Consider the following 24514-nt stretch of genomic DNA (forward strand, 5'->3'; position numbering starts at 1 on the left):
CATGGCCGAGAAGGAGGAGTTCCGCCGGGGCGACCACGTCTCCTGGGCCAGCCACAGCGGCCGGGCGCACGGGGTCGTCAGGGAGAAGCTCACCGACCGCACGCACGTACGCGGGCACGCCGTGAACGCGTCGCCGGAGGAGCCGCAGTACCGGATCCGCAACGACGACTCGGGCCGCGACGTCGCCCACCGACCGGAGGTGCTGCGCCATGAGCCGAGGTGACGACCCGCAGCAGACCTACCGGGAGTTCACCGACGCGGTGAACATGAAGCCGGGCGAGCTCCAGAAGTGGCTGGAGACCGACGAGTCCAAGCACGTCGGCTGGCGGAAGGGCACCCGCGGCGGCGAGTCGGTGGGCCACGAGTCCGGCCGGCGGATCATCGACCTGCTGCGCCGCAAGCGCGACCAGCTCACCGCCGCCGACTACAAGCACATGCGCAAGGTCGTCGGGTACGTCCGGCGCCACATGGCCCAGCGACCCAGCGGCGACGTGCGCCGGACCCGGTGGCGGTACTCCCTCATGAACTGGGGCCACGACCCGGTCAAGGGGCCGCTCCCGCCGCCCGGCGGCCCGTCCCGCAAGGCCCTCGAACGGCACGGCGCCCCACCGAAGGAGCGCCGGGGGCCGGGTCGCTGAGGCCGGCCGCTTGACCCTGCCACTGACGGCAGGGTCGGACGATCGGCGGCATGAACGACGAACAGCAGCGGGTCGTGGTGGTCACCGGCGCGGGCACCGGCATCGGCCGGGCCACCGCCCGCGCCTTCGCCGGCGCGGGCGCCCGCGTCCTCGCCGTCGGCCGGCGCGCCGCGCCACTGACCGAGACGGCCGCCGGCCACCCCCTGATCACCCCGGTCACCGCCGACGTGACCGACGACGACGCGCCGGCCCGGGTGGTCGGCGCCGCCCTCGACCGGTACGGCCGGCTCGACGTGCTGGTCAACAACGCCGGGATCGCCGGCGGTGGCCCGCTCGCCGGGCTGGACGAGCCGGCGGCCCGTCGCCAGCTCGACACGAACCTGCTCGCGCCAGTCCGGCTGGCGCACGCGGCGGTCGAGCCGCTCACCGCGAGCCACGGCGTGATCGTCAACGTCACCACCACCGTCGGCCAACGCGCCTGGCCGGGCAGCTCCGTGTACGCGGCCGGCAAGGCCGCCCTCGACTCCCTGACGCGTAGCTGGGCCGTGGAGCTGGCCCCGCGCGGCGTGCGGGTGGTGGCGGTGGCGCCCGGCGCGATCGACACGCCCATCGGCGAACACCAGGGCCTCTCCCCGGACCAGCGCGCCGCGGTGCGCCGCTGGCAGCTCGACCACACGCCCCTGGGCCGGATCGGGCGGCCCGAGGACGTAGCCTGGGCCATCCTGCGGCTCAGCGAACCGGCGGCGGCCTTCGTCACCGGCGTGGTGCTGCCGGTGGACGGCGGCGCCCTGGTCGCCTGACGGGCGGGTGGGGACCGCTGGCGGCCGCGTGGCCGGAACGGGATCCGCGCCGGCTCGGCGCGGCGGCGGGGATCTCGGCCCAGGGCTTCCCCGGACGAGCGGGGTCGGTACGGGACGGAGGCGGGCGCGTGAGGATCGGCGAGTTGGCGACGGTCACCGGCTGCACCCCGCGGGCCCTGCGGCACTACGAGGAGCAGGGGCTGATCGCCGCGACGCGGGCGGCGAACGGCTACCGCGAGTACGACGACGCGACGGTCATCCGGGTGCGCAACATCCGGCACCTGCTCGGCGCCGGGCTGACCCTGGACGACGTCCGGGTGTTCCTGCCCTGCCTGGACGGGGACGTGGCCGCCGCGCCGCCCTCCCCGGCCGGGCTGCGGGTGGGGCGGGAGCGGCTGGCCGTGCTGGACGCCCGGATCGCCGCCCAGCTCGCGGTGCGGGACCGGCTCGCCGCCGCCCTCCGCGACGCGGCCGCGACCCTCGCCGCCGACGACCCGCCGCCGTGGGCGGTACCGGGGTCGCACCCGACCCTCGTCGACAGCTAGCCCGCACTCCGGGGCGAGCCCGGCCGCTTGCCGTCCGTCCGAACGGCAGCCGGCCGGGTTCCCGGGTCGCGCCGGTCAGTGGTCGGCGCTGTTCCAGTCGCGGCCCTCGCCCACGGAGACCTCCAGCGGCACGGACAGCGGGTACGCCTCGCCCATCTCCCGGCGCACCAGCGTCTCCAGGGTCTCCCGCTCGCCCGGGGCGACCTCGAAGACCAGCTCGTCGTGCACCTGGAGCAGCATCCGGGAGCGCAGCCCGGCGTCGCGCAGCGCGGTGTCGACGCGCAGCATGGCGACCTTGATGATGTCGGCCGCGGAGCCCTGGATGGGGGCGTTGAGCGCCATCCGCTCGGCCATCTCCCGGCGCTGCCGGTTGTCGCTGACCAGGTCCGGCAGGTAGCGGCGGCGGCCCAGGATGGTGGAGGTGTAGCCGTCCTGCCGGGCCCGCGCCACCACCTCCTGGAGGTAGTCGCGCACCCCGCCGAAGCCGGCGAAGTAGTTCTCCATCAGCCCGCGCGCCTCCTCGGCCGTGATCCCGAGCTGCTGGGACAGGCCGAACGCGCTCAACCCGTACGCCAGGCCGTAGTTCATGGCCTTGATCTTGCGGCGCTGGTCGGCGGTCACCTGGTCGACCTCGACGGTGAAGACCGAGGAGGCGGTGGCGGCGTGGAAGTCGTGCCCCGAGTTGAACGCCTCGATCAGCGCGTCGTCGGAGGACAGGTGCGCCATGATCCGCATCTCGATCTGGCTGTAGTCGGCGGTGAGCAGGCACTCGTAGCCCTCGCCGACCACGAAGGCGCGCCGGATCCGCCGCCCCTCCTCGGTGCGGATCGGGATGTTCTGCAGGTTGGGCTCGGTCGAGGAGAGCCGGCCGGTGGCCGCCACCGTCTGGTTGAAGGTGGTGTGGATCCGGCCGTCGTCGGAGACCGACTTGAGCAGCCCGTCGACTGTCATCTTGAGCTTGGCGACGTCGCGGTGGCGCAGCAGGTGCTCGAGCACCGGGTGCGGGTTCTGCGCGTAGAGCCACTGGAGGGCGTCGGCGTCGGTGGTGTAGCCGGTCTTGATCTTCTTGGTCTTGGGCAGGCCCAGCTCACCGAAGAGGATCTCCTGGAGCTGCTTGGGCGAGCCCAGGTTGAACTCCCGCCCGACCGCCGCGTAGGCGCCCTGGGCGGCGGCCTTCACCTCGGCGGCGAAGTGCGCCTCCAGCTCGGAGAGGTAGTGGGTGTCGGCCGCGATGCCGGTGCGCTCCATGGTGGCCAGCACCCGCATGAGCGGCAGCTCGACGCCGGCCATCAGCCGGGCGGACTGCTCGCCGTCGCGGGACAGCTCGGCGTCGATCGCGTCGGCCAGGTCGAGGGTGGCGCGGGCCTGGAGCATCAGGTTCTGCTCGGCCGCCTCGTCGTCGCCGAGCCCGTCGAGGGTGAGCTGGCCGCTCTCCGGCGCGTCGACGCGCAGCTCCCGGTGCAGGTAGCGCAGCGCCAGGTCGGTGAGGTCGTAGGAGCGCTGGTCGGGCCGGGCCAGGTAGGCGGCGATCTGGGTGTCGCGGGAGATGCCCTGCAGGTCCCAGCCGTGCGCGGCGAAGGCCAGCACGGCCGGCTTGCTGTCGTGCAGCACCTTGGGGCGGGCCCCGTCGGCGAGCCAGCCGGCCAGCGCGGCCTCGTCGTCGGCCGCCAGCAGGGCCGGGTCGAACCAGGCGCCCGCGCCGTCGGCGGTGGCCAGCGCCATGCCGGTCACCGCGGCGGTGTGCCGGCGGTTCGGGCCGGTGTCGAGCTTGACCGCCAGGCCGACCGGGGTGCCGGCCGGGGCGTGCGTGGCCAGCCAGCCGGCGAGCGCGCCGGGCTCGGTGAGCACCTGCCCGGCCAGCTCGAAGCCGGCCTCGGCCTCCGGCTCGACGGCCTCCAGGTACTGGTAGAGCCGGTCGCGCAGGATGCGGAACTGGAGGGTGTCGAACACCTGGTGCACGGCCTCCCGGTCCCAGCCCTGCCAGCGGGCGTCCTCCGGGCGCACCGGCAGCTCCAGGTCGGTGACCAGGCAGTTGATCTCGTAGTTGCGGATCACGTCGGCGAGCCGCTCGCGGAGGCTGTCGCCGGCCTTGCCCTTGATCTCGTCGGCCCGGGCCACCACGCCCTCGACCCCGTCGTAGAGGTTGATCCACTTGGCGGCGGTCTTCGGACCGACGCCGGGGACGCCCGGGAGGTTGTCGCTGGTCTCGCCGACCAGGGCGGCCAGGTCGCGGTAGCGGCCGGGGCCGACGCCGTACTTCGCCTCGACCGCGGCCGGGTCCATCCGGGCCAGGTCGGAGACGCCCTTGCGGGGGTAGAGCACGGTGACCCGGTCACCGACGAGCTGGAACGCGTCCCGGTCGCCGGTGGTGATCAGCACGTCCATGCCCTGGTCGCGGGCCTGGCAGGCGAGGGTGGCGATGACGTCGTCGGCCTCGTAGCCCTCCTTCTCCACCACCGGGATGCGCAGCGCCGCGAGGACCTCCTTGACCAGGCTGACCTGGCCCTTGAAGTCGGTCGGGGTCTCGCTGCGGCCGGCCTTGTACTCCGCGTACTTCTCGGTGCGGAAGGAGCGGCGGGAGACGTCGAAGGCGACCACGATGTGGCTGGGCTGCTCGTCGCGGAGCACGTTGATCAGCATCGAGGTGAAGCCGTAGACGGCGTTGGTCGGCTGCCCCGTGGTGGTGGAGAAGTTCTCGACCGGCAGGGCGAAGAAAGCCCGGTATGCCAGGGAGTGTCCGTCGACGAGGAGCAGGCGCGGCGTCGTAGCTGTCACGGCAGCGACTCTAGTCCGTACCGCCGACAACCCGACGTACGGCGCCGCCGCGGAAAAGCGGCGGCCGGCCGCCCCGAACAGGGACGGCCGGCCGCCGGCTTCGTGCGACCTCAGGCGACGCCGAGGTACGCCTCCTTGACCGCCGGGTCGTGCAGCAGGTCCCGGCCGGTGCCCTCCTTGACGATCCGGCCGGTCTCCAGCACGTAGCCCCGGTGGGCCCGGGAGAGCGCCTGCTGGGCGTTCTGCTCCACGAGCAGGATGGTGGTGCCCTGCTCGTTGATCCGGGTGATGATCTCGAAGATCTGCTGGATCAGCATCGGCGCGAGCCCCATCGACGGCTCGTCGAGCAGCAGCAGCTTCGGGCGGGCCATCAGGGCCCGGCCCACCGCCAGCATCTGCTGCTCGCCGCCGGAGAGCGTGCCACCGGCCTGCTTGCGCCGCTCGTGCAGCCGGGGGAAGAGGTCCATGACCATCTTCATGTCCTCGGCGATGCCCGACCGGTCCCGGCGGGTGTACGCGCCCATCTCCAGGTTCTCCACGACGGTCATCCCGGGGAACACGCCCCGGCCCTCGGGCGCCTGCCCGATGCCCCGGACCACCCGCAGGTCGGCCCGCATCCGGGTGACGTCGGTGCCGTCGAAGACGATCGAGCCGGAGGCCGCCGGGCGCAGCCCGGAGATCGCCCGCATGGTGGTGGTCTTGCCGGCGCCGTTCGCGCCGATCAGGGCCACCACCTCACCCTCGTCGACGTGCAGGCTGATCCCGTGCAGTGCCTGGATCCGCCCGTACAGCAGGGTCAGGTCGTTGATCTCAAGCAGCATCGGTCGGCACCCCCAGGTACGCGGCGATCACCTTCGGGTCCTCCCGGACCTCGGCCGGGAGGCCCTCGGCGATCTTCTTGCCGAACTCCAGCACCACGATCCGGTCGGTCACGCCCATGACGAGTCGCATGTCGTGCTCGATCAGCAGGATCGTCGTGCCATTGTCGCGGATCTTCCGGATCAGGCCGAGCAGTTCCTCCTTCTCCGCCGGGGTGAAGCCGGCGGCCGGCTCGTCCAGGCAGAGCAGTTTCGGCTCGGTGGCCAGGGCCCGGGCGATCTCCAGCCGGCGCTGCTCACCGTACGAGAGGTTGCGGGCCAGGTCCCCGGCGCGCCGCTCGATGCCGACGAAGCGCAACAGCTCGAGCGCCCGCTCGCGGCCCTCCCGCTCCTCCCGCCAGTGCCGCGGCAGCCGCAGCATCGCGGCGATCACGCTGGTCTTGTGGTGGGCGTCCGCGCCCACCATCACGTTCTCCAGCGCGGTCATCTCCGGGAAGAGCCGGATGTTCTGGAACGTCCGCGCGATGCCGGCCTTGGTGATCCAGCTCCGGCGCCTGCCGTTGACCCGCTGCCCGGCGAACCGGATCTCGCCCTCGGTGGGCCGGTAGACGCCGGTCATCGCGTTGAAGCAGGTCGTCTTGCCGGCGCCGTTCGGGCCGATCAGGCCGAGGATCTCGCCCTTGTACAGGGTGAAGGCGACGTCGTTGAGGGCCACCACACCGCCGAAGCGGAGGGTGACGTGGTCGACCTCCAGCAGCGGCTCCCGCCCGGCCGAGGGGGTCTCGCCCGGGGTGGGCTCGACCGGCGTGTCCGCGCCCTTCTCCGGCGGGGTGCCGACCGTGCTGCGACCGTCGTCGGCGATGTCCCGCTCGCTGGTCTCGTCGCGCTCGCTGTGCATCTGCGGCTCACTCATTGGGCACCGTCTCCTGGGGAACCGCTTCCTTGCGCCGGTCGGCGAACTCCGCCGCCCGCCGCCGGTTGGGCACGAGACCCTGCGGCCGGAAGATCATCATGACGATGACCACCAGGCCGAAGACCAGGATCCGGTACTCGGCGGCGTCGAACTCCACCCCGAGGAGGTCGCCGACGCCGCGCAGCCACTCCGGCAGGTACCAGGTGACCGCGCCGCCGACGATGGCGCCCTTGATGTTGCCGGCGCCGCCGAGGATCACCGCGGCCAGCACCAGGATGGAGCTCTCCAGCACGAACTGGTCGGAGTTGATGAACGTCTGCTTGCCGGCGAAGACCGCGCCGGTCAGGCCGGCCACGGCCGCGCCGATGGCGAACGCCCACAGCTTGTACTTGAACGTGGGCACGCCCATGATCTCGGCGGCGTCCTCGTCCTCGCGGATGGCCACCCAGGCCCGGCCGACCCGGCTGTTGGCCAGGTTCCGCACCAGCAGCAGCACGATGAGGATCAGCGTCAGCATCAGCCAGTAGTACGGCCGGGCGTCCACCACGCCGAACAGCGGCTTGCCGTCGGTGCCGGTGCCCGGCGGGTGCGGGATCGCCGGGATGCCCCGCTGCCCCTGGAGGATGCCCTCGTTGCGGGCCGCGTACAGGCGGATCATCTCGGCGAAGCCGAGGGTCACGATGGCCAGGTAGTCGCCGCGCAGGCGCAGCGTCGGGCCACCCAGGATCACGCCGGAGACCATCGCCACCATCACCGCCAGCGGCACCGCCGCCAGCCACGGCCAGTTCGTGCCGAACCGGCTCTCCGGCGAGGTGAGCAGCGCGACCGTGTACGCGCCGAGCGCGTAGAAGCCGAAGTAGCCCAGGTCGAGCAGGCCGGCGAAGCCGACCACCACGTTGAGCCCGACGGCCAGCAGGACGAACACCGCGGTGTCGAAGAGCACCCCGGCGAAGTCCGAGCGGGTCGTGTAGAAGGCGAAGTAGTCGCTGCCGATGGGGAAGCCGAGGTACTCGTAGAACCACTTGTTGGGCAGGATGTAGAGCAGGACGACCAGCGCGGCGATCGCCGCCCAGCGCACCTGCTTGGGCATGGCAGCCCAGCGGCTCTTGAAGCCCGCGGTCCGCTTCTTGTCCACGGTGGCGGTCATGCGCGCGCCCTCCCGAGAGATTCGCCGAGCAGACCGGTCGGCCGGAACATCAGCAGCACGATCAGCAGCACGAAGCCGGTGAAGTCCTTCCACTCGCCGCCGAAGAGGCCGGCGGCGTAGTTCTCCGCCACGCCGAGCAGCAGACCGCCGAGCAGCGCGCCGCGCAGGTTGCCGATGCCGCCGAGCACCGCGGCCGCGAAGGCCTTGAGCCCGATCAGGAAGCCGACGTTGAACTTGGTGTAGCCGAACCGGATGTCCCAGAGCAGGGCGCCCACGCCGGCCATCAGGCCGCCGAGCACGAACACCAGCAGGATGACCCGGTTCTTGTTGACACCCATCAGCGCGGCGGTGTCCGCGTCCTGGGCGACCGCCCGGATGCCGCGGCCCAGGCGGCTGCGGTTCACGAACTGGTCCAGCGCGATCATCATGATCAGCGTGACGCCGAGGATGAGCAGCTGGACGTTGGTCACCCCGGCACCGAAGAGGGTGAAGACGGTCTTCTGCGGGATCAGGTCCGGCATGCCGAACGGGGCCCGGCGGGTGCCGATGCCGAACGACTCGGCGAGCACGAACGACGCGCCGATCGCGGTGATGAGGAAGGCCAGCGGCGGCGCGTTGCGGCGGCGCAGCGGCCGGTAGGCGACCAGCTCGACCGTGACCGCCGTGACCGCCGAGGCGGCCATCGCCACCACGAGACCGGCGACCACCGCCAGGATCAGCGGGCCGAGGGCCGGGGCGGCCGAGTTCTGGTCGTAGCCAAGAGCCTGCCAGGTCCACAGGGCGGTGAAGGTACCGACCATGAAGACCTCGGAGTGAGCAAAGTTGATCAGGCGCAGAACGCCGTACACCAGGGTGTAGCCGAGGGCGATCAGCGCGTAGATCGCGCCCTGCTCCAGGCCGGTGATGGTCAGCGCCGGGAAATTCCCGAAGAGCTCATCGAAGTTCAAGTGGGGGCTCCAACTGTGCGGCCAAGCGGTGCGGCCGGGAGAAAGTACTCCCGGCCGCACGCCTGGTGTCCCGTGCCGGGACCGGACGAACCGGTCAGGCCTTGGGGATCTCGATGTCGGGGACGACCTTGCCCGCGTTCACCTTGAACGCCCAGACCTTCACCTGAGCCGGGTCCAGCTCGCCGGTGGACTCGAACTTGTAGGTGACGCCGGTGGCGCCGCCGGTGCCGTTGTAGGAGTTGATGAAGCTCAGCAGGTCGGCACGGGTGCCCTTGCCGGCCTTGATGCCCTCCAGCATGATCTTCGTGATGTCGTACGACACGTCGGCGTAGGTGCCCGGCTCGGCGTTGTCGAAGGCCGCCTTGTAGTCGGTCACGAAGGAGCCCTTGGCCGCGGTGGCCGGGGCGCAGGGGCAGGTCAGGATGGTGCCCTCGGCGACCTGCTCGCCGGCGACCTTGATGAAGTTGGCGTCGTTGACACCGTCACCGGCGATCATCGTGCCCTTCCAGCCCGCGCCCTTGAGCTGCTTGAGCAGCAGGCCGGCCTCGGTGTAGTAGCCACCGAAGAAGAGGACGTTCGCGCCGCTGCTCTGGATCTTGGTGACGACGGCGGAGAAGTTGGTCTGCTTGACCTGGATCTTGTCCTCGCCCGCGGTCGAGCCGATGACCTTCTTCACCTCGTCCACCAGGCCGGCGCCGTACGCCGACTGGTCGTCCACGACGTAGACCTTGTCGGCCTTCAGGACGTTCTTGATGTACCGGCCGGCGGCCGGGCCCTGCGAGGTGTCGTTACCGACGCCCCGGTGGAAGATCTTCCAGTTCTTGGTGCTCAGGCTCGGGCGGGTCGCCGACGGGGTGATGGCCGGCAGACCGGCCTCGTCGAAGATCGGGTTGCCCACCTCGGACTCACCCGAGAACGCCGGGCCGATGATGCCGACGACCTTGGCGTCGCCGACGGCCTGCTGCGCCAGGGCCGGGGCCTTGGCCGGGTCACCCTGCGAGTCGTACTCGGCGAGGTTGACCTTGCAGTCCGCGTTGTCCTTGTTGTACTGGTCGATGGCCAGCTTGGTGCCGTTGCGCATGTGGATGCCGAGACCCGCGGCGTCACCGGTCAGCGGGCCGAAGAAGCCGATCTTCAGGTCGCAGGCGGCCTTGCTGCCACCCGCGTCGCTACCACTGTCAGCCTTGCAGGCCGCGCCACTGAAAACGAGCGCACCGATGGCCACGCCACCCAGCACCCGTGCGAGCTTCTGCCTCACGGCTCGTACCCTCCTCCGTCCGAAGGCCCGGAGACCACCCGCCGCGAATTGGACCTTGCAGGGGGTCGCCGGACCGACCGCGATCCCGGTCTGGGCCGGGACGTTATCCCACCAGCGGGTCGTCAAGGTAGACCTGGGGAGCGGGGTTGACCTAACCGTTACGTTGAGTGGCCGGATTCACAGCAGTGCTGTAACACACCAGCCCGCCTGTCGAGAAAATCGGACATCCGACACCGACCGGAAACACGCTGGTGGGAGGCTCACGCGGGCGCCCACGGCCCCCGCGCCACCCACACCCCGGCCCGCACGCCGTCGTCCACCAGCAGCAGCGCCACCTCACCCGCTGCGGTCACGGCCACCGTCCGCTCGCTCCCCGCCGGCACCGCCACCGGAAGCGCCACGGGCGACCACCGCGCACCGTCCGTCGAGAACCGGCCCGCACGCTCCGCCGACCCGGCCACCACCGCCCACACGCCGTCGCCGCGCGCGGCCACCCCCCACACCCGGCCCGGCCGGTCCGTGCCCGCGCCACCCAGGTCTCCACCCGGCCGCCAGGCGTCCCCCGCACCCAGCCATGCGCCCAGGCCCTCGCCGCGCCGGCCGACCGCCACCATCCGGTCCCCCAGCCGCACCACCCGCTGCAGGTCCTCGTCCGCGCCACCACCCGGCAGCACCGCGCGCCGCCAGGCCGAACCGTCCGCCGAGGTCCACACCGCCGCCCGAGATCCGGTACGCCCCGACGCCCGCACCGAGCCCACCATGAGCCACCCCGACGCCGTCGCCGCGCCGTCGGCCACCCAGGGCCGGCCCGTCGCGTCCGCGGCAAGCCCCGGCACCGCGCTCACCAGCCGGAACTCCGACCCGTCCGGGGACACCCAGGCCGCGGCGCCGGTGGCCCGGTTGCCCGACAGCAGCCAACCGCGCGGCCCGCCGGCGATCCGGCCCACGTTCACCGCGTCCGGGCCACCGAACACCTCGAACTCGGCCGGCACCTCGACCAGCGAACCGTCCGCCACCTGCCGCCAGGTGCTGATCCGCGGATTGCCGTGCACCCCGCCGCTCTTGCCGCCCACCGCGCCCAGCCGGCCCTCCCTGCAGCCCGCCGCCGTCAACAGGTTCTCCACCCCGTACGGGCTGCGGGGCACCGACCGCAGCGGAGCCCAGGTGGCCGCGTCGGCGCTCGACCAGGCGGCCGGATGCGTCACCCCCGCGGCGTCCACCATCGCGCCCACCACGAACCAGCGGCCCGCGCAGGAGGCCACGTCGCGGAGCACCAACCGGACCGACGGGCCGGACGGCACCGGCAGGGTGACCGGCTGCCAGGCCGGCCGCAGCGGCTCGGGCTCGGGCGCGGGCTCAGCCCGGCCAGGCGAACGGCAGGCAGCAAGCAGCAGCACGAGCAGGCCGAGCACCGCGAGCGGACGCCGCATGGCGGCGATCGTATCGACCGGGCCCGAAACCGGGAACCCGGCCAGCGGCGTGCCGCGTGTCCCGGGCCGGGATCAGGAGGCGGGCTGCGCCACCTCGCCGCCGGCGGTCTCGGCCAGGATCCGCTCGGCGACCTCCCTCATGGTCATCCGGTGGTCCATCGCGGTGCGCTGGATCCACTTGAACGCCTGCGGCTCGGTCATCCCGTACGTCGTCATGAGCGCGCCCTTGGCCCGCTCGACGGTCTTGCGGATCTCCAGCCGGTCGGTGAGGCCGGCGACCTCCGCCTCCAGCGCCGCGATCTCCGAGTAGCGCGACAGCGCGATCTCCACGGCCGGCACCAGGTCGCTCTTCTGGAACGGCTTGACCAGGTAGGCCATCGCGCCCGCCGCGCGCGCCCGCTCGACCAGGTCGCGCTGGCTGAACGCGGTCAGGATGATCACCGGGGCGATCCGGGCGCCGGCGATCCGCTCGGCCGCGGCCAGCCCGTCCATGATCGGCATCTTGATGTCGAGGATGACGAGGTCGGGCTTCAGCTCCTCGGCGAGCTTGACGGCGGTCTCGCCGTCACCGGCCTCGCCGACCACCTCGTAGCCCTCTTCCACCAGCATCTCGGCCAGGTCCAGCCGGATGAGCGCCTCGTCCTCGGCGATCAGAACGCGCTTGCGCTCGGCATCCGCCTGCATTTCGGCCACGAGCCACTCCCACCAGTCTGAGCCCGACACCCGACCTGCCGGGTGTCGCCGTCCTTAGCGTAGTGGGTAACCTATGCCACGACGCGAGAGCGTCGGGCGAGCCTGTCCCCGTATTCCAATCGGTAGAGAAACGGAGCTCAAACCTCCGACAGTGTGGGTTCGAATCCCACCGGGGACACCGAAAATGTCGTACGGGCGTTCGAAGATGACACTGTGCACCCACCCGAGATACGCGCCCGAGCACGGCAGGCGTTCCTGTCCGGGGCCACCATCGCCGAGGCGGCCCGCAGCGTGGGCCTCAACTACCGCACCGTGTGGCACTGGTGCCGGGACCGCCCCTCTCCTGCGGTTCAGGGCACCGCGCTGCGATGTTTCCGCTGTCGCAAGGATGTCGATGTTCCGACAGATCCCGCCGCTTACGCCTACCTCCTCGGCCTTTACCTGGGCGACGGCCGTCTGGTGACCACCGCACGGGTGCCGGTGCTCCGCATCTCTTGCAGCAACAGCTGGCCTGGCCTGATCGGCGCCTGCGACGATGCCATGCGGGCGGTGCTGGCAGAGAAGGTGCAGCGCGTCCCGCAACGGGGCTGCGTCAATGTCCAGAGCTACGGCACCCACTGGCCGTGCCTGTTCCCTCAGCACGGGCCGGGCAAGAAGCACGAGCGCCCGATCGTCCTAGCCGACTGGCAACGGACCATCGTCGAGCGACACCCGGGCAACTTCCTGCGCGGTCTGTTCCACTCCGACGGCTGCCGGATCGCCAACCGGGTCGTGGTCCGCGGCAAGGAGTACGTCTACCCGCGCTACCTGTTCACCAACGAGTCGGCCGACATCATGGGCCTCTGCCGGTGGGGCCTCGACCTGCTCCGCATCGCCTGGCGGATGAACCGCCGCAACTCACTGTCGGTCGCCCGGCGGGACGCGGTGGCGGCGCTGGACCGCCACGTCGGCCCGAAGTCCTGACTTCGTCAGATGACGGCCAGCGCCTGCGCCAGGTCGGCGCGCAGGTCCTCCGGGTCCTCGAGCCCGACGGAGAGCCGCAGCAGCCCGCCGCACGGCTTGGCGTCGCCCTCGACCGGCCGGTGGGTGAGCGAGGCCGGGTGCTGGATGAGGGTGTCCACGCCACCGAGCGACACGGCGTGGGTGATGAGCCGGCAGGCGCCGGCGACGGCGGCCGCGGCGGGGGCGCCGCCGCGTACCTCGAAGGCGAGCAGGCTGCCGGGGCCGGCCATCTGCCGGCCGACGAGCCCGGCCGGGTCCGCGACGCTGGGGTGGTGCACCCGGGCGACGGCGGGGTGGTCGGAGAGCCAGGCGGCGAGTTTCTCGGCGCCGGCCTGCTGGGCGCGGACCCGCAGCGGCAGGGTCTGCAGGCCGCGGTGCAGGAGGTAGGCGCCGAGCGGGTGCAGGACGGCGCCGGTGACGGCGCGGACCTGGCGCAGCCGGGCGGCCCAGTCGGGAGCGCAGGCGACGACACCGGCGAGGACGTCGCCGTGGCCGCCGATGCTCTTGGTGGCGCTGTGCAGCACGAGGGCGGCGCCGTGCCGGGCGGGTTGCTGGAGCACCGGGGTGGCGACGGTGTTGTCGACGAGCAGCGGGATGTCGCCGGCGGCGGTGGCGAGGGCGGCGATGTCGACCAGGTCGAGGGTGGGGTTGGCCGGGGTCTCGACGACGACAAGGGCGGTGTCGGGGCGGATCGCGGCGGCGACCTCGTAGGGCCGGGCCCAGGTGACCTCGGTGCCGAGCAGGCCGGTCGCGAGCACGTGGTCGGTGCCGCCGTAGAGGGGGCGGACGGCGACGACGTGCCGTTTCCCGTCGCGGGTGGCGGCGAGCAGGGTGGCGGTGAGTGCGGCCATGCCGCTGGCGAAGGCGACGGCTTCGGCGGTGCCTTCGAGCTGGGCGAGGGCGGTCTCGAAGCGGGCGACGGTGGGGTTCCAGAGGCGCTGGTAGACGGCGCTGCCGCCGGCGGGGAGGGTGCCGCCGGTGGCGAGGGTCTCGTAGGCGTCGCCGCCGTCGGCCACCGAGGGCAGCGGGTTGGTGGTGGAGAAGTCGATGGGCGGTACGTGGACGCCGAGGCCGGCGAGGTCCTCGCGCCCGGCGTGCACGGCTGCGGTGTCCACGGTTGTCATGGCGGAAGCGTCGAACATGAGGCCGCCGCCAGGCAAGAGGAGCGAAGAAGATTCTGCCCTGAGCCTTTCCTCGGGAGAGAAGTTCGGGGAAGGATGTTCACATGCCTGTCGCACCGAATGATGTACGGCCGTTCGCGGCGCTGGACGACACGGACCGCGCCATCCTGGCCGAGCTGGCGGCGGACGGCCGGTTGCCGAACAACGCCCTCGCCGAGCGGGTGGGGGTGGCCCCGTCGACGTGCCTGACGCGGACGCGGGCGTTGCGCGAGTGCGGGGCGATCCGGGGGTTCCACGCCGAGGTGGATCCGGCGGCGGTGGGGTTGCCGTTGCAGGCGCTGGTGTCGGTGCGCCTGGCGGCGCACGAGCGGGCGGCGGTGGACGCGTTCCGGGCCCGGTCGGTGCGGTTGCCGGGGGTGGTGTCGGTGTTCCACGTGGCGGGCGCGGAGGACTACGTGCTGCACGTGCGGGCGGCGTCCGGTGACGCGCTGCGGGACTTCGTGCTGGACCACCTGGCGGTGGACCCGGCGGTGCAGCACACCCAGACCAGCCTGATCTTCGAGCAGGCGCGCGGGATGGGCTGACGCACCCGGGGAACAAATCCGGCGCCCGGCGGGTTGATCACAGGCGTGATCGACGTACCCCTGTCTGTTCTTGATCTTGCTCCGGTGGCCGCCAGCGGCAGCGCCGGTGAGGCCCTGCGGCACACCACCGAGCTGGCCCGCCGCACCGAGGAGCTGGGCTACCGCCGGTTCTGGGTGGCCGAGCACCACAACATGCCGGCGATCGCCAGTTCGGCGCCGGCGGTGCTGCTGGCGCACCTGGCGGCGCACACCTCGACGATCCGGCTGGGCTCCGGCGGGGTGATGCTGCCCAACCACGCGCCGCTGGTGGTGGCGGAGCAGTTCGGCACCCTGGAGGCGTTGCACCCGGGCCGGATCGACCTGGGCATCGGCCGCGCGCCGGGCACCGACCAGGTGACCGCGCTGGCGCTGCGCCGGAGCATGGAGGGGCTGTCGGCGGAGCACTTCCCCCGCGAGCTGGCCGACCTCATGAACTACTTCAGCGGGGCGGAGCCGGGTCCGATCACCGCGACCCCGGGCAAGGGGCAGTCGCCGGAGGTGTGGCTGCTCGGGTCGAGCGGGTTCAGCGCCCAACTGGCCGGGCTGCTCGGGCTGCCGTTCTCCTTCGCGCACCACTTCAGCGCGCAGAACACCATCCCCGCGCTCCAGCTCTACCGGCAGAGCTTCCGGCCGTCGCAGTGGCTGGAGCGGCCGTACGCGATGGTGGCCGTCAACGCGGTCTGCGCGGAGACCGACGAGCGGGCCGAGTGGCTGGCCGGTCCGGCCGGGTTGTCGTTCCTGAAGCTGCGGTCGGGGCGGCCGGAGCCCCTGGTCAGCCCGGAGGAGGCGGCGGCCTACCCGTACTCGGAGTTCGAGCGGGAGTTCGTGGTGCAGCGCCGGGAGGGTCAGGCGACCGGTTCGCCGGAGACGGTGGCCGGGCAGCTCGGCGCGCTGCTGGAGCGCACCGGCGCCGACGAGCTGATGCTGACCACGATGGTCTACGACGTGGCCGACCGGGTGCGCTCGTTCGAGCTGATCGCCGAGAAGGTGGCCGGTGGCCTGCGCCGGAAGGGCTGAAACACGCTCTTCATAGCCACGTCACCCCACCGTCGCGTGGACCGCATAGCTTTGGTGCCGGTGGTGGTACGGCATTCCCGGTCGGGACGGGTCGGGGGTGCTGCGGTGTGGTGCACCGGGTCGCCGGCTCAGCGGGTTCCGCGGCCGGCGGCCCGGTGCCTGCGCGTTCAGCGCAGGTAGATGTTCGGCGCGGGCGGGGCGCCCATGCCGTCGCCGAGGTGGAAGCCGGGGTGCGGCGGCTGGTTGTAGGCGGTGTTCTGCCAGGCGACGGCGACCCGGTACTGCGGGTCGTGCATGAGCGTCGGCAGGCGCAGGCCGGTCGGCGTGGGCGTGCCGTAGATGCGCAGCGCCGTGCTGTCGGCGGTCCGCCAGACCACCTCCTCCCGCCAGTCGCCGAGGATGTCCCCGGACAGCGCCGGGGTGGCCTTGGTGCCGTTGTTCGCCGCGACGCCGCTGCCGGTGAGCAGGCGGGTGTCGCCGCCGGTGCCGTACTTGTCGATCCGGGTGCCGTCGAGCAGTTCGCGCACCGGGTCGCCGTCCCACCAGGCGAGGAAGTTCGCCGAGGACGGCTTGCGGCCGACGTTCCGGCCCCGGGTGTCGAGCAGCCCGTCGACGGCGGAGGACCAGGACTCGGCGCCGGGGCTGCCGGCCCAGACGTCGTCGGAGACGCCGCGGCCGTTGTCGCCGCTCGGGGCGGTCTGCCAGAGCACCTGGCCGGTACGCGCGTCGGCCATCCAGGAGCTGGGCCTGCTGCCGTCCTCGTCGACCTTGAAGACCTCCAGCCCGGCGCGGGCCGGGTCGAGGTCGCCGACGTGCATCGCGTCCCCGTGGCCGTTGCCGGTGGACCAGAGCAGCCGGCCGTTGTCGTCGATGGCGGCCGCGCCGTACACGATCTCCTGGCGGCCGTCGCCGTCCACGTCGGCCACCGACAGGTTGTGGTTGCCCTGGCCGGCGGCGGCGCCGTTGCCGCTGGCGTTCGAGTCGAAGGTCCACCGCCTGCGGAGGGTGCCGTCGCGGAAGTCCCAGGCGGCGATCACCGCGCGGGTGTAGTAGCCGCGGGCCATGACCAGCGAGGGGCGCTGCCCGTCGAGGTAGGCGGTGGCGGCGAGGAACCGGTCCACCCGGTTGCCGTACGAGTCGCCCCAGGAGGAGACGGTGCCGCGCGGCGGGTCGTAGTCGACGGTGGACAGGGCCGCGCCGGTGCGGCCGTCGAACATGGTCAGGTACTCGGGCCCGGCGAGCACGTAGCCGCTGGAGTTGCGGTGGTCGGCCGACGACGAGCCGATCACCTGGCCGGTGCCGGAGCGGGTGCCGTCGGCGGTCTTCGCGGCCACCTCGGCGTCCCCGTCGCCGTCGTAGTCGTACACCTGGAACTGGGTGTAGTGGGCGCCGGCGCGGATGTTGCGGCCCAGGTCGACGCGCCACAGCCGGGCGCCGGCCAGGGTGTACGCGTCGAGGTAGACGGTGCCGGTGTAGCCGGACTGGGAGTTGTCCTTGCTGTTGGACGGGTCCCACTTGAGGACGAACTCGTAGCGGCCGTCGCCGTCGAGGTCGCCGACGCTGGCGTCGTTCGCGGAGTAGGTGTATGCCTCCCCGGTCGGCGTGGTGCCGCCGGGCGGGGCCTGGATCGGCACGTCCAGGTAGCCGTTCGGGAACTGCAGCGCCGGGGCGGAGGCCGCCTGCTCGGCGCCGTTCACCACGGCCCGCACGGTGTACGCCGACCCGGCGGCCGCGCCGCTGTCGAGCCAGCTGGTGGCGCCGGTGATCGGGGTGCCGTTGACCCGGGTGGCGCCCCGGTAGAGGTTGAACGACACCCCGGCGGTCTCGGTGCCGAGCAGCCGCCAGGAGACCAGGTTCCCGCTGCCCGAGCGCACGCTGACCAGCCCCCGGTCGAGCTTCTCCATCTGCTTCGCGCCGGCCGGCGGGGTGGTGGGCGTCGGGGTCGGGCTCGCCGAGGTGGGCGGCGGGCTGGTCGGCGGGGCGCTGGTGGGCGGGGCGCTGGTGGGCGCGGTCGCGCCCGTGCAGGTGGTGCCGTTGAGCGCGAAGGTGGCCGGTGCGGGGTTGCTGGCGTCGTTCCAGGAGCCGTTGAACCCGAAGGTGGCCGTGCCGCCGGTGCCGATCGCGGCGTTCCAGCCGGCGTCGCGGGCGGTGACCTGGGCGCCGGCCTGGCTGACCGTGGCGTTCCAGGCCTGGGTGACCTGCTGGCCGGCGGTGAAGCTCCAGGTGAGCGTCCAGCCGGTCACCGGGTCGCCGAGGTTGGTGACGGTGAGGTCGGCGCCGAAGCCGCCGCCCCACTGGTTGGTGATCCGGTAGTCGACGCGGCAGCCGGTGGCCGCCGCGGCGGCGTTCACCGTGCCGAGTGCGCCGGCCACGACGATGGCGGCCGAGGCCGCGGCGACCAGCGCGGTCCGGCGGCGCGGGATGAAGGGGTGCACGTGGGGATGCCTTTCGCGGAGGTCAGGCACGCGACGGACGCGCCGGCCTGCCCGGACCGGCGGAGTGGGTACGCCCGCGCTTGACGTGACGGGGGGCGTCTTCGATCGACGCCGGTGCTGAGGCTCCGCGCCCCGTCAGGGTAGGACAACGCTTTCCCACGACACAACCACGCGCTCGGGTACGGGTGCCAGGCGGCGCACCGACGCCGGGGGGGGCGTACCCGCGGGTGGGTCAGCCCTCGACGGCGGCGGCGAGCCGGCGGGGCTCCTCCGGCGCGCCGGCGGCGGCCTCGGCCACCGGGGTGACGGCCGGGGCGGGACGGTCGGTGGCCGGGTCGGCGGTCTGCGCGGCGAGGGCCGCCTCGGCGGTGGCCGGGGCCCGGCGGGCGCGGCGCAGCGCCCGCGCGGCCAGCACCAGGGCGACCAGCCAGCCGGCGCCGAGCACCGTGTAGGCCAGGGCGGGCACCGGGCCGCCCAGCTCGCCGGCGCGCAGCAGCGTGCGGGTGTTGGTCAGCACGATCACCCCGCCGATGACGGCACCGAGCAGTTGGGCCGGGACGATGCGGACCAGCCAGGCGGCGATCGGCGCGGCGATCAGGCCGCCGATCAGCAGCGCGGCCACGGTCGGCAGCAGGAAGCCCTCGGAGCCGAGGCCGATGAGGAAGCCGATGCTGGCCGCGCCGGCCACCAGGAACTCGGAGGTGTCGACGGAGCCGATCACCTTGCGCGGCTCCATCCGGCCGGAGACCAGCAGCGCCGGCGTGGCGACCGGGCCCCAGCCGCCCCCGCCGGTGGCGTCGACGAAGCCGGCGACCAGGCCCAGCGGGGCGAGGAAGCGGCTGCGCAGCCGGCCGGCGGCCCGGTTGGCGCGCAGCGGCCGGGAGAAGCGGACCAGCAGGTAGGCGCCGAGGCTGAACAGGATGGCGGCCATCCAGGGCGCGGCGGACTCGGTGGAGATGGAGCTGAGGAAGGTGGCGCCGGCGAACGCGCCGACCGCGCCGGGCAGCGCGATCCGGCCGACCACCCGCCAGTCGACGTTGCCGAACCGCCAGTGCGAGACGCCGGCGGCGAGGGTGGTGCCGATCTCGGCCAGGTGCACCGAGGCGGAGGCCGCGGCCGGGGCCACCCCGGCGAAGAGCAGCAGGGTCGAGGAGGTCAGCCCGTACGCCATGCCGAGCGCGCCGTCGACCAGTTGCGCGGCGAGCCCGACGAGGGCGAGGACCAGCAGCTTGCGCACGAGCGCCCCCTGACTTTTCGGTATCTCCTATCGACTTGGTCGACAATGCGGCACGGGGGCGCTCCGGTCAAGTCCCCCATCCGGTTGGTGGGAACGCGCCGGACGGCGCGGCGGGCGCGCGGGACGGCGGCGCCGGGGGCGCCGAGGGGTCGTCAGCTCCAGGCGCTGGGGTCGGCCGCGAGGTCGTTGATCCGGCCGGGCAGGCTGCCGCTGGCCACGTCGGCGATGGTCACCAGTTCGAGGATCTCCCGCTCGCTGGCCCGCAGGGCGATCCACACGTCCTGCAGGGCGCGCGCCGCGCCCTGGTAGCCGAGCTGTTCCGGGCGCTGGCCGCGGACGTGCGCCAGCGGGCCGTCGATGACCCGGATCACCTCGGCGAGGGAGATCTCCGCCGCCGGCCGGGCCAGCCAGTAGCCGCCCTCGGGGCCGCGCTGGGCGTGCACGATGCCGCTGCGGCGCAACTGGAGCAGGATGCTCTCCAGGAACTTCGGCGGGATGTCCTGGGCGCGGGCGATCTGCTCGGCCGTCACCGGCCGGCTCCGCCCGGCGGCCGCACCGTCGGCGACCGAGGCCAGCTCGGCGGCCGCGCGGAGGGCGTAGTCGACCCGAGCGGAGAGGCGCATGCCGGCAAGGTTAGTCCCCTGGTCAGCCGCCCGGTCTCCCGACCCTCGGCCGAACGGTCACGCTTACCGGTCAGGCGCCGACCCGGCGCAGCAGCCCCTCCTGCACGGCGCTGGCGATGTGCCGGCCGTCGGTGGTGAACATCCGGCCGGTGGCCAGGCCCCGGGCGCCGGACGCCGACGGGCTCCAGCAGTCGTAGAGGAACCACTCGTCGGCGCGGAACGACCTGTGGAACCAGAGCGCGTGGTCGAGGCTCGCGCCCACCACTCCCCCGGGCCCCCACACCTCGCCGTGCACCGACAGCACCGAGTCGAGCAGGGTCAGGTCGGAGGCGTAGGTGAGCGCGCAGGCGTGCAGCAGCGGGTCGTCGGGCAGCTTGCCGTCGAGGCGCATCCAGACCCGCTGGTGGGGTTCGGCGGGGCGGTCGCCGGGGCGTACCCAGCCGGGCTCGCCGACGTAGCGGACGTCGATGGGGCGGGGGATCTGGCCCCAGATGCCGAGCCGCTCCGGGTAGCGGGAGAGCCGGTCGGTCATGGTGGGCACGTCGTCCGGGGCGGGCACGTCGGGCGGGACCGGCGCGTGGTGGTCCAGCCCCTCCTCCTGCCGCTGGAACGAGGCCGACATGAAGAAGATCGGCTTGTCGTGCTGGAGCGCCACGGAGCGGCGCACCGAGAACGAGCGGCCGTCCCGGACGTTCTCCACCTGGTATTCGATCGGCTCGACGGGATCACCGGGGCGGACGAAGTAGCCGTGCAGGGAATGCACGAAACGCTCCGGGTCGACGGTGCGTCCCGCGGCGACCAGGGCCTGACCGGCGACCTGGCCGCCGTAGACCCGCTGCGGGCCCACCGGCGGGCTGATCCCGCGGAAGGTCATCCCGCCGGTCTGGTCGAGGTCCAGCACCTCCAGGAGCTGGTCCACCGCGGCCTGCCCGGTCGCCACCGGACTCCCGCTCATTGCAGAGCCCGGGCCGAGGCCGCGTCGACAAGCGACCCGAGCTGGTGCACGCGCAGCGTGTTGGTGGAGCCGGGGGTGCCGGGCGGGCTGCCCGCCACGATCACCACGTAGTCGCCGGGGTTGGCCCGGTTGAGCCCGAGCAGCGCCTGGTCGACCTGGCGGAACATGTCGTCGGTGTGCTCGACGAACGGCATGAGGAACGTCTCCACGCCCCAGGAGAGCGCGAGCTGGTTGCGCACCTCGGGCACCGGGGTGAAGGCCAGCAGCGGCAGGTCGCAGTGCAGCCGGGCGAGCCGCTTGACGGTGTCGCCGGTCTGCGAGAAGGCGACCATGGCCTTGGCGCCGATGGCCCGGGCGATCGAGGAGGCGGCCACGGTGAGCGCCCCGCCGTGCGTACGCGGGTCGTGCTGCAGCCGCGGCACGCCGATCGAGCCGGCCTCGGTGGTGGTGACGATCTTCGCCATGGTGCTGACCGTGAGCACCGGGTACTTGCCGACGCTGGTCTCGCCGGAGAGCATCACCGCGTCCGCGCCGTCGAGCACCGCGTTGGCCACGTCCGAGGCCTCGGCGCGGGTGGGGCGCGAATTCTCGATCATGGAGTCGAGCATCTGGGTGGCCACGATGACCGGCTTGGCGTTCTCCCGGCAGAGCTGCACGGCGCGCTTCTGCACCAGCGGCACCTGGTCGAGCGGCAGCTCGACGCCGAGGTCGCCGCGGGCCACCATGACGCCGTCGAAGGCGAGCACGATCGCCTCCAGGTGGTCGACCGCCTCGGGCTTCTCGACCTTGGCCAGCACCGGGCGGTGGACGCCCTCCTCGGCCATGATCGAGTGGACGAGCTTGATGTCCTCGGGCGAGCGGACGAAGGAGAGCGCGATCAGGTCGACGCCCAGGCCCAGGGCGAAGCGCAGGTCGTCGGCGTCCTTCTCCGACAGGGCCGGGACGCTGACCGCCACGTTCGGCAGGGAGACGCCCTTGTTGTTGGAGACCGGGCCGCCCTCGGTGACCAGGACGCGGATGTCGTTGCCGGTGACGTCGCTGACCTCGACGGCGACGCGCCCGTCGTCGATCAGCAGCCGGTCGCCCGGCTTCACCTCCTGCGGCAGCTTGCGGTAGGTGCAGGAGACCCGCTCCTTGGTGCCGAGGATCTCGTCGCCGGTGATGACCACCGAGTCGCCGGTGCGCCACTCGTGCGGGCCGTCGGCGAACTTACCCAGGCGGATCTTGGGACCCTGGAGGTCGGCGAGCACCGCGACCGGCTGCCCGGCCGCCTCGGCCGCCTCCCGGACCAGCCGGTAGACGGATTCGTGGTCCTCGTGACTGCCGTGGCTGAAGTTCAGCCTCGCCACGTTCATGCCCGCCTCGACCAGGCCCCGGATGCGCTCGGGGGACGAGGTGGCGGGGCCGAGTGTGCAGACGATTTTCGCGCGGCGTGTCACGCCCATCAGGCTAGTCTCTCCTCCGGGTCGACCTGCCGGCCGGCCCCTTTCGGACTGCGGAACAGTTGTCCAACGACGCGCGATACCCGCGCCGGCGGGCGGTGTGGCACCGCACCGGGACGTCGTGTGTGGCGGGCATCGGCGACCGCGCGGCGGACATCGTACCGCTCGCGTTCATCCCTCGGCGGAGCGCTCCCGGAGATCGACAGGCGCCGTCCCGTCGTCGTCCGGCCCGGCCCGGGGCGCGGGCGGCGCGGCCGGGGGCAGGGTCGGCACGGCGGAGAACGTGCCGCGCGGGTCGTAGCGGCGCTTGGCCCGGCGCAGCCGCTCCCAGTTCGGGCCGTACGCGAGGCGGACCCGGTCGGTCTCCTCGGGGGCCAGCAGGTTCGGGTAGCCGCCGGGCAGCGCGTGCGGGGCGAGCGCGGCGGAGGTCCGCTCGGCCCACGCCCGGTGCGGCGCGGGATCGGCGCCGGGCGCCCACACCGCGATGATCTCGGCGAGCAGGTGGGGGTCGCGGAGGCCGAAGGCCGTCTCCCCGATCCCGACCCGGGTCGCCGCGCCGTGGAAGTGGTGCAGGGCGATCGCCGAGTACGGCGAGGTGACCGCGCGGGCCGCCGCCACCAGCTCGGCCACCACCGCCCCGGACACCTCGGGCAGCCAGCGGGTGCGGAGCAGGTAGTGGTTGCCGTCGGCCATCCCGCCGTCGAACATCCGCAGCACGTCCTCGTAGGGCAGCGGGGCGACCTGGTCGACCAGCGGGGTGCCGAGCGCCCGCAGCCGGTCCACCGCGGCCCGGCCCGCGTCCGGGTCGTCGCCGCTGAAGATCGGGGCGAGGAAGACCACCGGCTCCCCCGCCGGGCCGGGCAGGAAGCCGGCCATCACGGTCAGCTCGTCCGGCGCGTCGCGTACCGCCGCGCCGTAGCCGCGCAGCACCGCCGCCGCCTGGTCGAGCGGGAACAGCAGCATGCCGGCGAGCGCGGCGGGCAGCGGGTGCGTGCGGTAGCGCAGCGCGGTGACCACGCCGAAGTTGCCGCCACCGCCGCGCAGCGCCCAGTACAGCTCGGGCTCGTGCGCCGGGTCGGCCGTGACCCGCCGCCCGTCGGCGAGCACCACCTCCGCACCGAGCAGGTTGTCCAGCGCCAGCCCGTGCCGGCCGCAGAGCGGGCCGTACCCGCCGGCCAGGGTCAGCCCGGCCAGCCCGACCGCGCGCACCACGCCGGTGGCCACCACCCGGTCGTACGGTCGCAGGGCGGCCAGCACGTCGGCGGCCGTCGCCCCGCCGCCCGCGGTGACCACCCCGGTGCCCGGGTCGACGTCGACCCGGCGCAGGGCGGTGAGGTCGACGACCAGCCCGCCGGCGCGCAGCGCCCGGCCGGCCCAGTCGTGGCCGCCGGCGCGGACCGACAGCGGGAGCCGGCAGCGCCCGGCGACGCGGACCGCCAGGGCGACCTCGTCGGCGTCCCGGACGCGCGCGACCAGCGCGGGTGTGCCGGCGGGTGCGCCGTTCCAGAGCCGGACGGCGGCGGGGAACCCGGCGTCGGCCGGGGTGAGCAGGCGGTCGCCCAGCGCCTCGCGGAGCAGGCCGGCGGCAAGGGGCAGGTCGGGGTCGGAGGTCATGGCGACTCCTCGTCGGCCCCGGGCCGGCGGCGCCGGACGCGCCGGGGTCCTCGCTTGCGCGGGACCGTAGCACCGCGCGGGGGGACCGCGCGGTCGCCCGGACGACAGTCAGCTCTGCGCCTTGACGAGGGGGAACTCCAGCGAGCCGGCCGGGCAGAGGAAGGTGAGCACCTCGACCCGGTAGAGCCCGGCCTGCACGGCCGGGTCGGCCTCCATGACGCTGCGCACGTCGTCGACCGAGCCGGTGCGGGCCAGGCCGAAGCCGATCGGCGGGTCCGGCTCGCGGGCCGGGCCGTCCACCGAGCCGTCGACCAGGACGATGCCCCGCCGTTGCAGCGCCTGCATGTGCTGGGTGTGCTCGGCCTGGAGGCGTTGCACGGTCTCGTCCGGCAGCGCCCGGCCCGACGGCCCCGGGTAGAGCACGATGCACTCGTACGTGTCGAGCGCGAAGTCGAGCCGTGGCGTCGCGGCCATGCGCACC

Annotated in this window: 23 protein-coding genes and 1 tRNA gene; 8 read left to right on the forward strand and 16 right to left on the reverse strand. The window is 73.3% G+C overall.

The genetic code is table 11. The features are described from left to right. Nucleotide 1: 1 nt before the first annotated feature. From ACZ6PY_RS06630 to ACZ6PY_RS06645, 4 genes are all read left to right on the forward strand, one after another. Entirely contained in the window at nt 2–223 is a 222-nt protein-coding gene (locus tag ACZ6PY_RS06630) for a hypervirulence associated TUDOR domain-containing protein (protein WP_466069889.1), read from the forward strand. Beyond that, complete coding sequence (locus tag ACZ6PY_RS06635) at nt 210–638, forward strand: DUF3140 domain-containing protein (RefSeq protein ID WP_091267806.1); 429 nt, start codon at nt 210–212, stop codon at nt 636–638. Before ACZ6PY_RS06630 ends, ACZ6PY_RS06635 begins: the two co-directional genes overlap by 14 nt. Nucleotides 639–688: 50 nt before the next feature. Continuing rightward, nucleotides 689–1438: an SDR family NAD(P)-dependent oxidoreductase gene (locus tag ACZ6PY_RS06640; RefSeq protein WP_466069891.1), complete on the forward strand. Its 750-nt coding sequence runs from the start codon at nt 689–691 to the stop codon at nt 1436–1438. Nucleotides 1439–1566: 128 nt separating this feature from the next. Then, a complete protein-coding gene (locus tag ACZ6PY_RS06645; protein WP_466069893.1) occupies nt 1567–1983 on the forward strand; it encodes a MerR family transcriptional regulator in 417 nt (138 codons plus the stop codon). Between the two features lie 75 nt (nt 1984–2058). On the opposite strand, the gene polA is transcribed toward ACZ6PY_RS06645, so the two are convergent. The 8 genes from polA to ACZ6PY_RS06685 all read right to left on the reverse strand — a co-directional run bounded on the left by polA (nt 2059) and on the right by ACZ6PY_RS06685 (nt 11964). After that, nucleotides 2059–4758: a DNA polymerase I gene (gene polA, locus ACZ6PY_RS06650; protein ID WP_466069895.1), complete on the reverse strand. Its 2700-nt coding sequence runs from the start codon at nt 4756–4758 to the stop codon at nt 2059–2061. Between the two features lie 110 nt (nt 4759–4868). Further along, the gene (locus tag ACZ6PY_RS06655) at nt 4869–5579 is read right to left on the reverse strand and encodes an ABC transporter ATP-binding protein (RefSeq protein WP_466069896.1); all 711 of its coding nucleotides are present in this window, start codon (nt 5577–5579) and stop codon (nt 4869–4871) included. Further along, nucleotides 5569–6489: an ABC transporter ATP-binding protein gene (locus tag ACZ6PY_RS06660; RefSeq protein WP_466069897.1), complete on the reverse strand. Its 921-nt coding sequence runs from the start codon at nt 6487–6489 to the stop codon at nt 5569–5571. The genes ACZ6PY_RS06655 and ACZ6PY_RS06660 overlap by 11 nt, the downstream gene beginning before the upstream one ends. Then, a complete protein-coding gene (locus tag ACZ6PY_RS06665; RefSeq protein ID WP_466069898.1) occupies nt 6482–7636 on the reverse strand; it encodes a branched-chain amino acid ABC transporter permease in 1155 nt (384 codons plus the stop codon). Before ACZ6PY_RS06665 ends, ACZ6PY_RS06660 begins: the two co-directional genes overlap by 8 nt. Beyond that, complete coding sequence (locus ACZ6PY_RS06670) at nt 7633–8583, reverse strand: branched-chain amino acid ABC transporter permease (protein ID WP_466069899.1); 951 nt, start codon at nt 8581–8583, stop codon at nt 7633–7635. Before ACZ6PY_RS06670 ends, ACZ6PY_RS06665 begins: the two co-directional genes overlap by 4 nt. Nucleotides 8584–8677: 94 nt before the next feature. Further along, nucleotides 8678–9841: a branched-chain amino acid ABC transporter substrate-binding protein gene (locus ACZ6PY_RS06675; protein ID WP_466069901.1), complete on the reverse strand. Its 1164-nt coding sequence runs from the start codon at nt 9839–9841 to the stop codon at nt 8678–8680. A 260-nt stretch (nt 9842–10101) separates the two neighbouring features. Next, on the reverse strand, nt 10102–11271 hold the full coding sequence (locus tag ACZ6PY_RS06680; protein ID WP_466069903.1) for a hypothetical protein: 1170 nt from the start codon (nt 11269–11271) through the stop codon (nt 10102–10104). A gap of 72 nt (nt 11272–11343) precedes the next feature. Then, nucleotides 11344–11964: an ANTAR domain-containing response regulator gene (locus ACZ6PY_RS06685; protein ID WP_357950049.1), complete on the reverse strand. Its 621-nt coding sequence runs from the start codon at nt 11962–11964 to the stop codon at nt 11344–11346. 104 nt (nt 11965–12068) lie between these two features. Here ACZ6PY_RS06685 and ACZ6PY_RS06690 point away from each other — a divergent pair. Both ACZ6PY_RS06690 and ACZ6PY_RS06695 read left to right on the forward strand, forming a co-directional pair. After that, a tRNA-Leu gene (locus ACZ6PY_RS06690) sits at nt 12069–12142 on the forward strand. Nucleotides 12143–12177: 35 nt separating this feature from the next. After that, on the forward strand, nt 12178–12927 hold the full coding sequence (locus tag ACZ6PY_RS06695) for a transcriptional regulator (RefSeq protein ID WP_466069905.1): 750 nt from the start codon (nt 12178–12180) through the stop codon (nt 12925–12927). 5 nt (nt 12928–12932) lie between these two features. Here ACZ6PY_RS06695 and ACZ6PY_RS06700 read toward each other — a convergent pair whose 3' ends face one another. Further along, nucleotides 12933–14108: a trans-sulfuration enzyme family protein gene (locus ACZ6PY_RS06700; protein ID WP_466069907.1), complete on the reverse strand. Its 1176-nt coding sequence runs from the start codon at nt 14106–14108 to the stop codon at nt 12933–12935. An 83-nt stretch (nt 14109–14191) separates the two neighbouring features. Between ACZ6PY_RS06700 and ACZ6PY_RS06705 the strand changes: the two genes are divergently transcribed. Both ACZ6PY_RS06705 and ACZ6PY_RS06710 read left to right on the forward strand, forming a co-directional pair. Then, on the forward strand, nt 14192–14671 hold the full coding sequence (locus tag ACZ6PY_RS06705; protein WP_091320593.1) for an Lrp/AsnC family transcriptional regulator: 480 nt from the start codon (nt 14192–14194) through the stop codon (nt 14669–14671). 45 nt (nt 14672–14716) lie between these two features. Continuing rightward, complete coding sequence (locus ACZ6PY_RS06710) at nt 14717–15727, forward strand: LLM class flavin-dependent oxidoreductase (protein ID WP_466069908.1); 1011 nt, start codon at nt 14717–14719, stop codon at nt 15725–15727. 167 nt (nt 15728–15894) lie between these two features. Here the strand turns inward: ACZ6PY_RS06710 and ACZ6PY_RS06715 are convergent, their stop codons facing one another. From ACZ6PY_RS06715 to ACZ6PY_RS06745, 7 genes are all read right to left on the reverse strand, one after another. Continuing rightward, on the reverse strand, nt 15895–18162 hold the full coding sequence (locus ACZ6PY_RS06715; RefSeq protein ID WP_466069910.1) for a rhamnogalacturonan lyase family protein: 2268 nt from the start codon (nt 18160–18162) through the stop codon (nt 15895–15897). Between the two features lie 232 nt (nt 18163–18394). Then, the gene (locus ACZ6PY_RS06720) at nt 18395–19399 is read right to left on the reverse strand and encodes a sulfite exporter TauE/SafE family protein (RefSeq protein WP_466069912.1); all 1005 of its coding nucleotides are present in this window, start codon (nt 19397–19399) and stop codon (nt 18395–18397) included. A gap of 152 nt (nt 19400–19551) precedes the next feature. Further along, nucleotides 19552–20022 carry an RrF2 family transcriptional regulator gene (locus ACZ6PY_RS06725; RefSeq protein WP_466069913.1) on the reverse strand — a complete coding sequence of 157 codons (471 nt, stop codon included), beginning with the start codon at nt 20020–20022 and terminating at the stop codon, nt 19552–19554. 70 nt (nt 20023–20092) lie between these two features. Next, nucleotides 20093–20977 (reverse strand): acyl-CoA thioesterase, encoded by an 885-nt coding sequence (locus ACZ6PY_RS06730; RefSeq protein WP_313719284.1) that lies wholly within the window; start codon nt 20975–20977, stop codon nt 20093–20095. Further along, complete coding sequence (pyk, locus tag ACZ6PY_RS06735) at nt 20974–22422, reverse strand: pyruvate kinase (protein ID WP_466069915.1); 1449 nt, start codon at nt 22420–22422, stop codon at nt 20974–20976. The genes ACZ6PY_RS06730 and pyk overlap by 4 nt, the downstream gene beginning before the upstream one ends. A 168-nt stretch (nt 22423–22590) precedes the next feature. Beyond that, entirely contained in the window at nt 22591–24033 is a 1443-nt protein-coding gene (locus tag ACZ6PY_RS06740; RefSeq protein ID WP_466069917.1) for an FAD-binding oxidoreductase, read from the reverse strand. A gap of 108 nt (nt 24034–24141) precedes the next feature. Beyond that, nucleotides 24142–24507 carry a YciI family protein gene (locus ACZ6PY_RS06745; protein WP_466069918.1) on the reverse strand — a complete coding sequence of 122 codons (366 nt, stop codon included), beginning with the start codon at nt 24505–24507 and terminating at the stop codon, nt 24142–24144. Between the last annotated feature and the right edge of the window lie 7 nt (nt 24508–24514).

Source organism: Micromonospora sp. NPDC048907, from assembly GCF_055586885.1.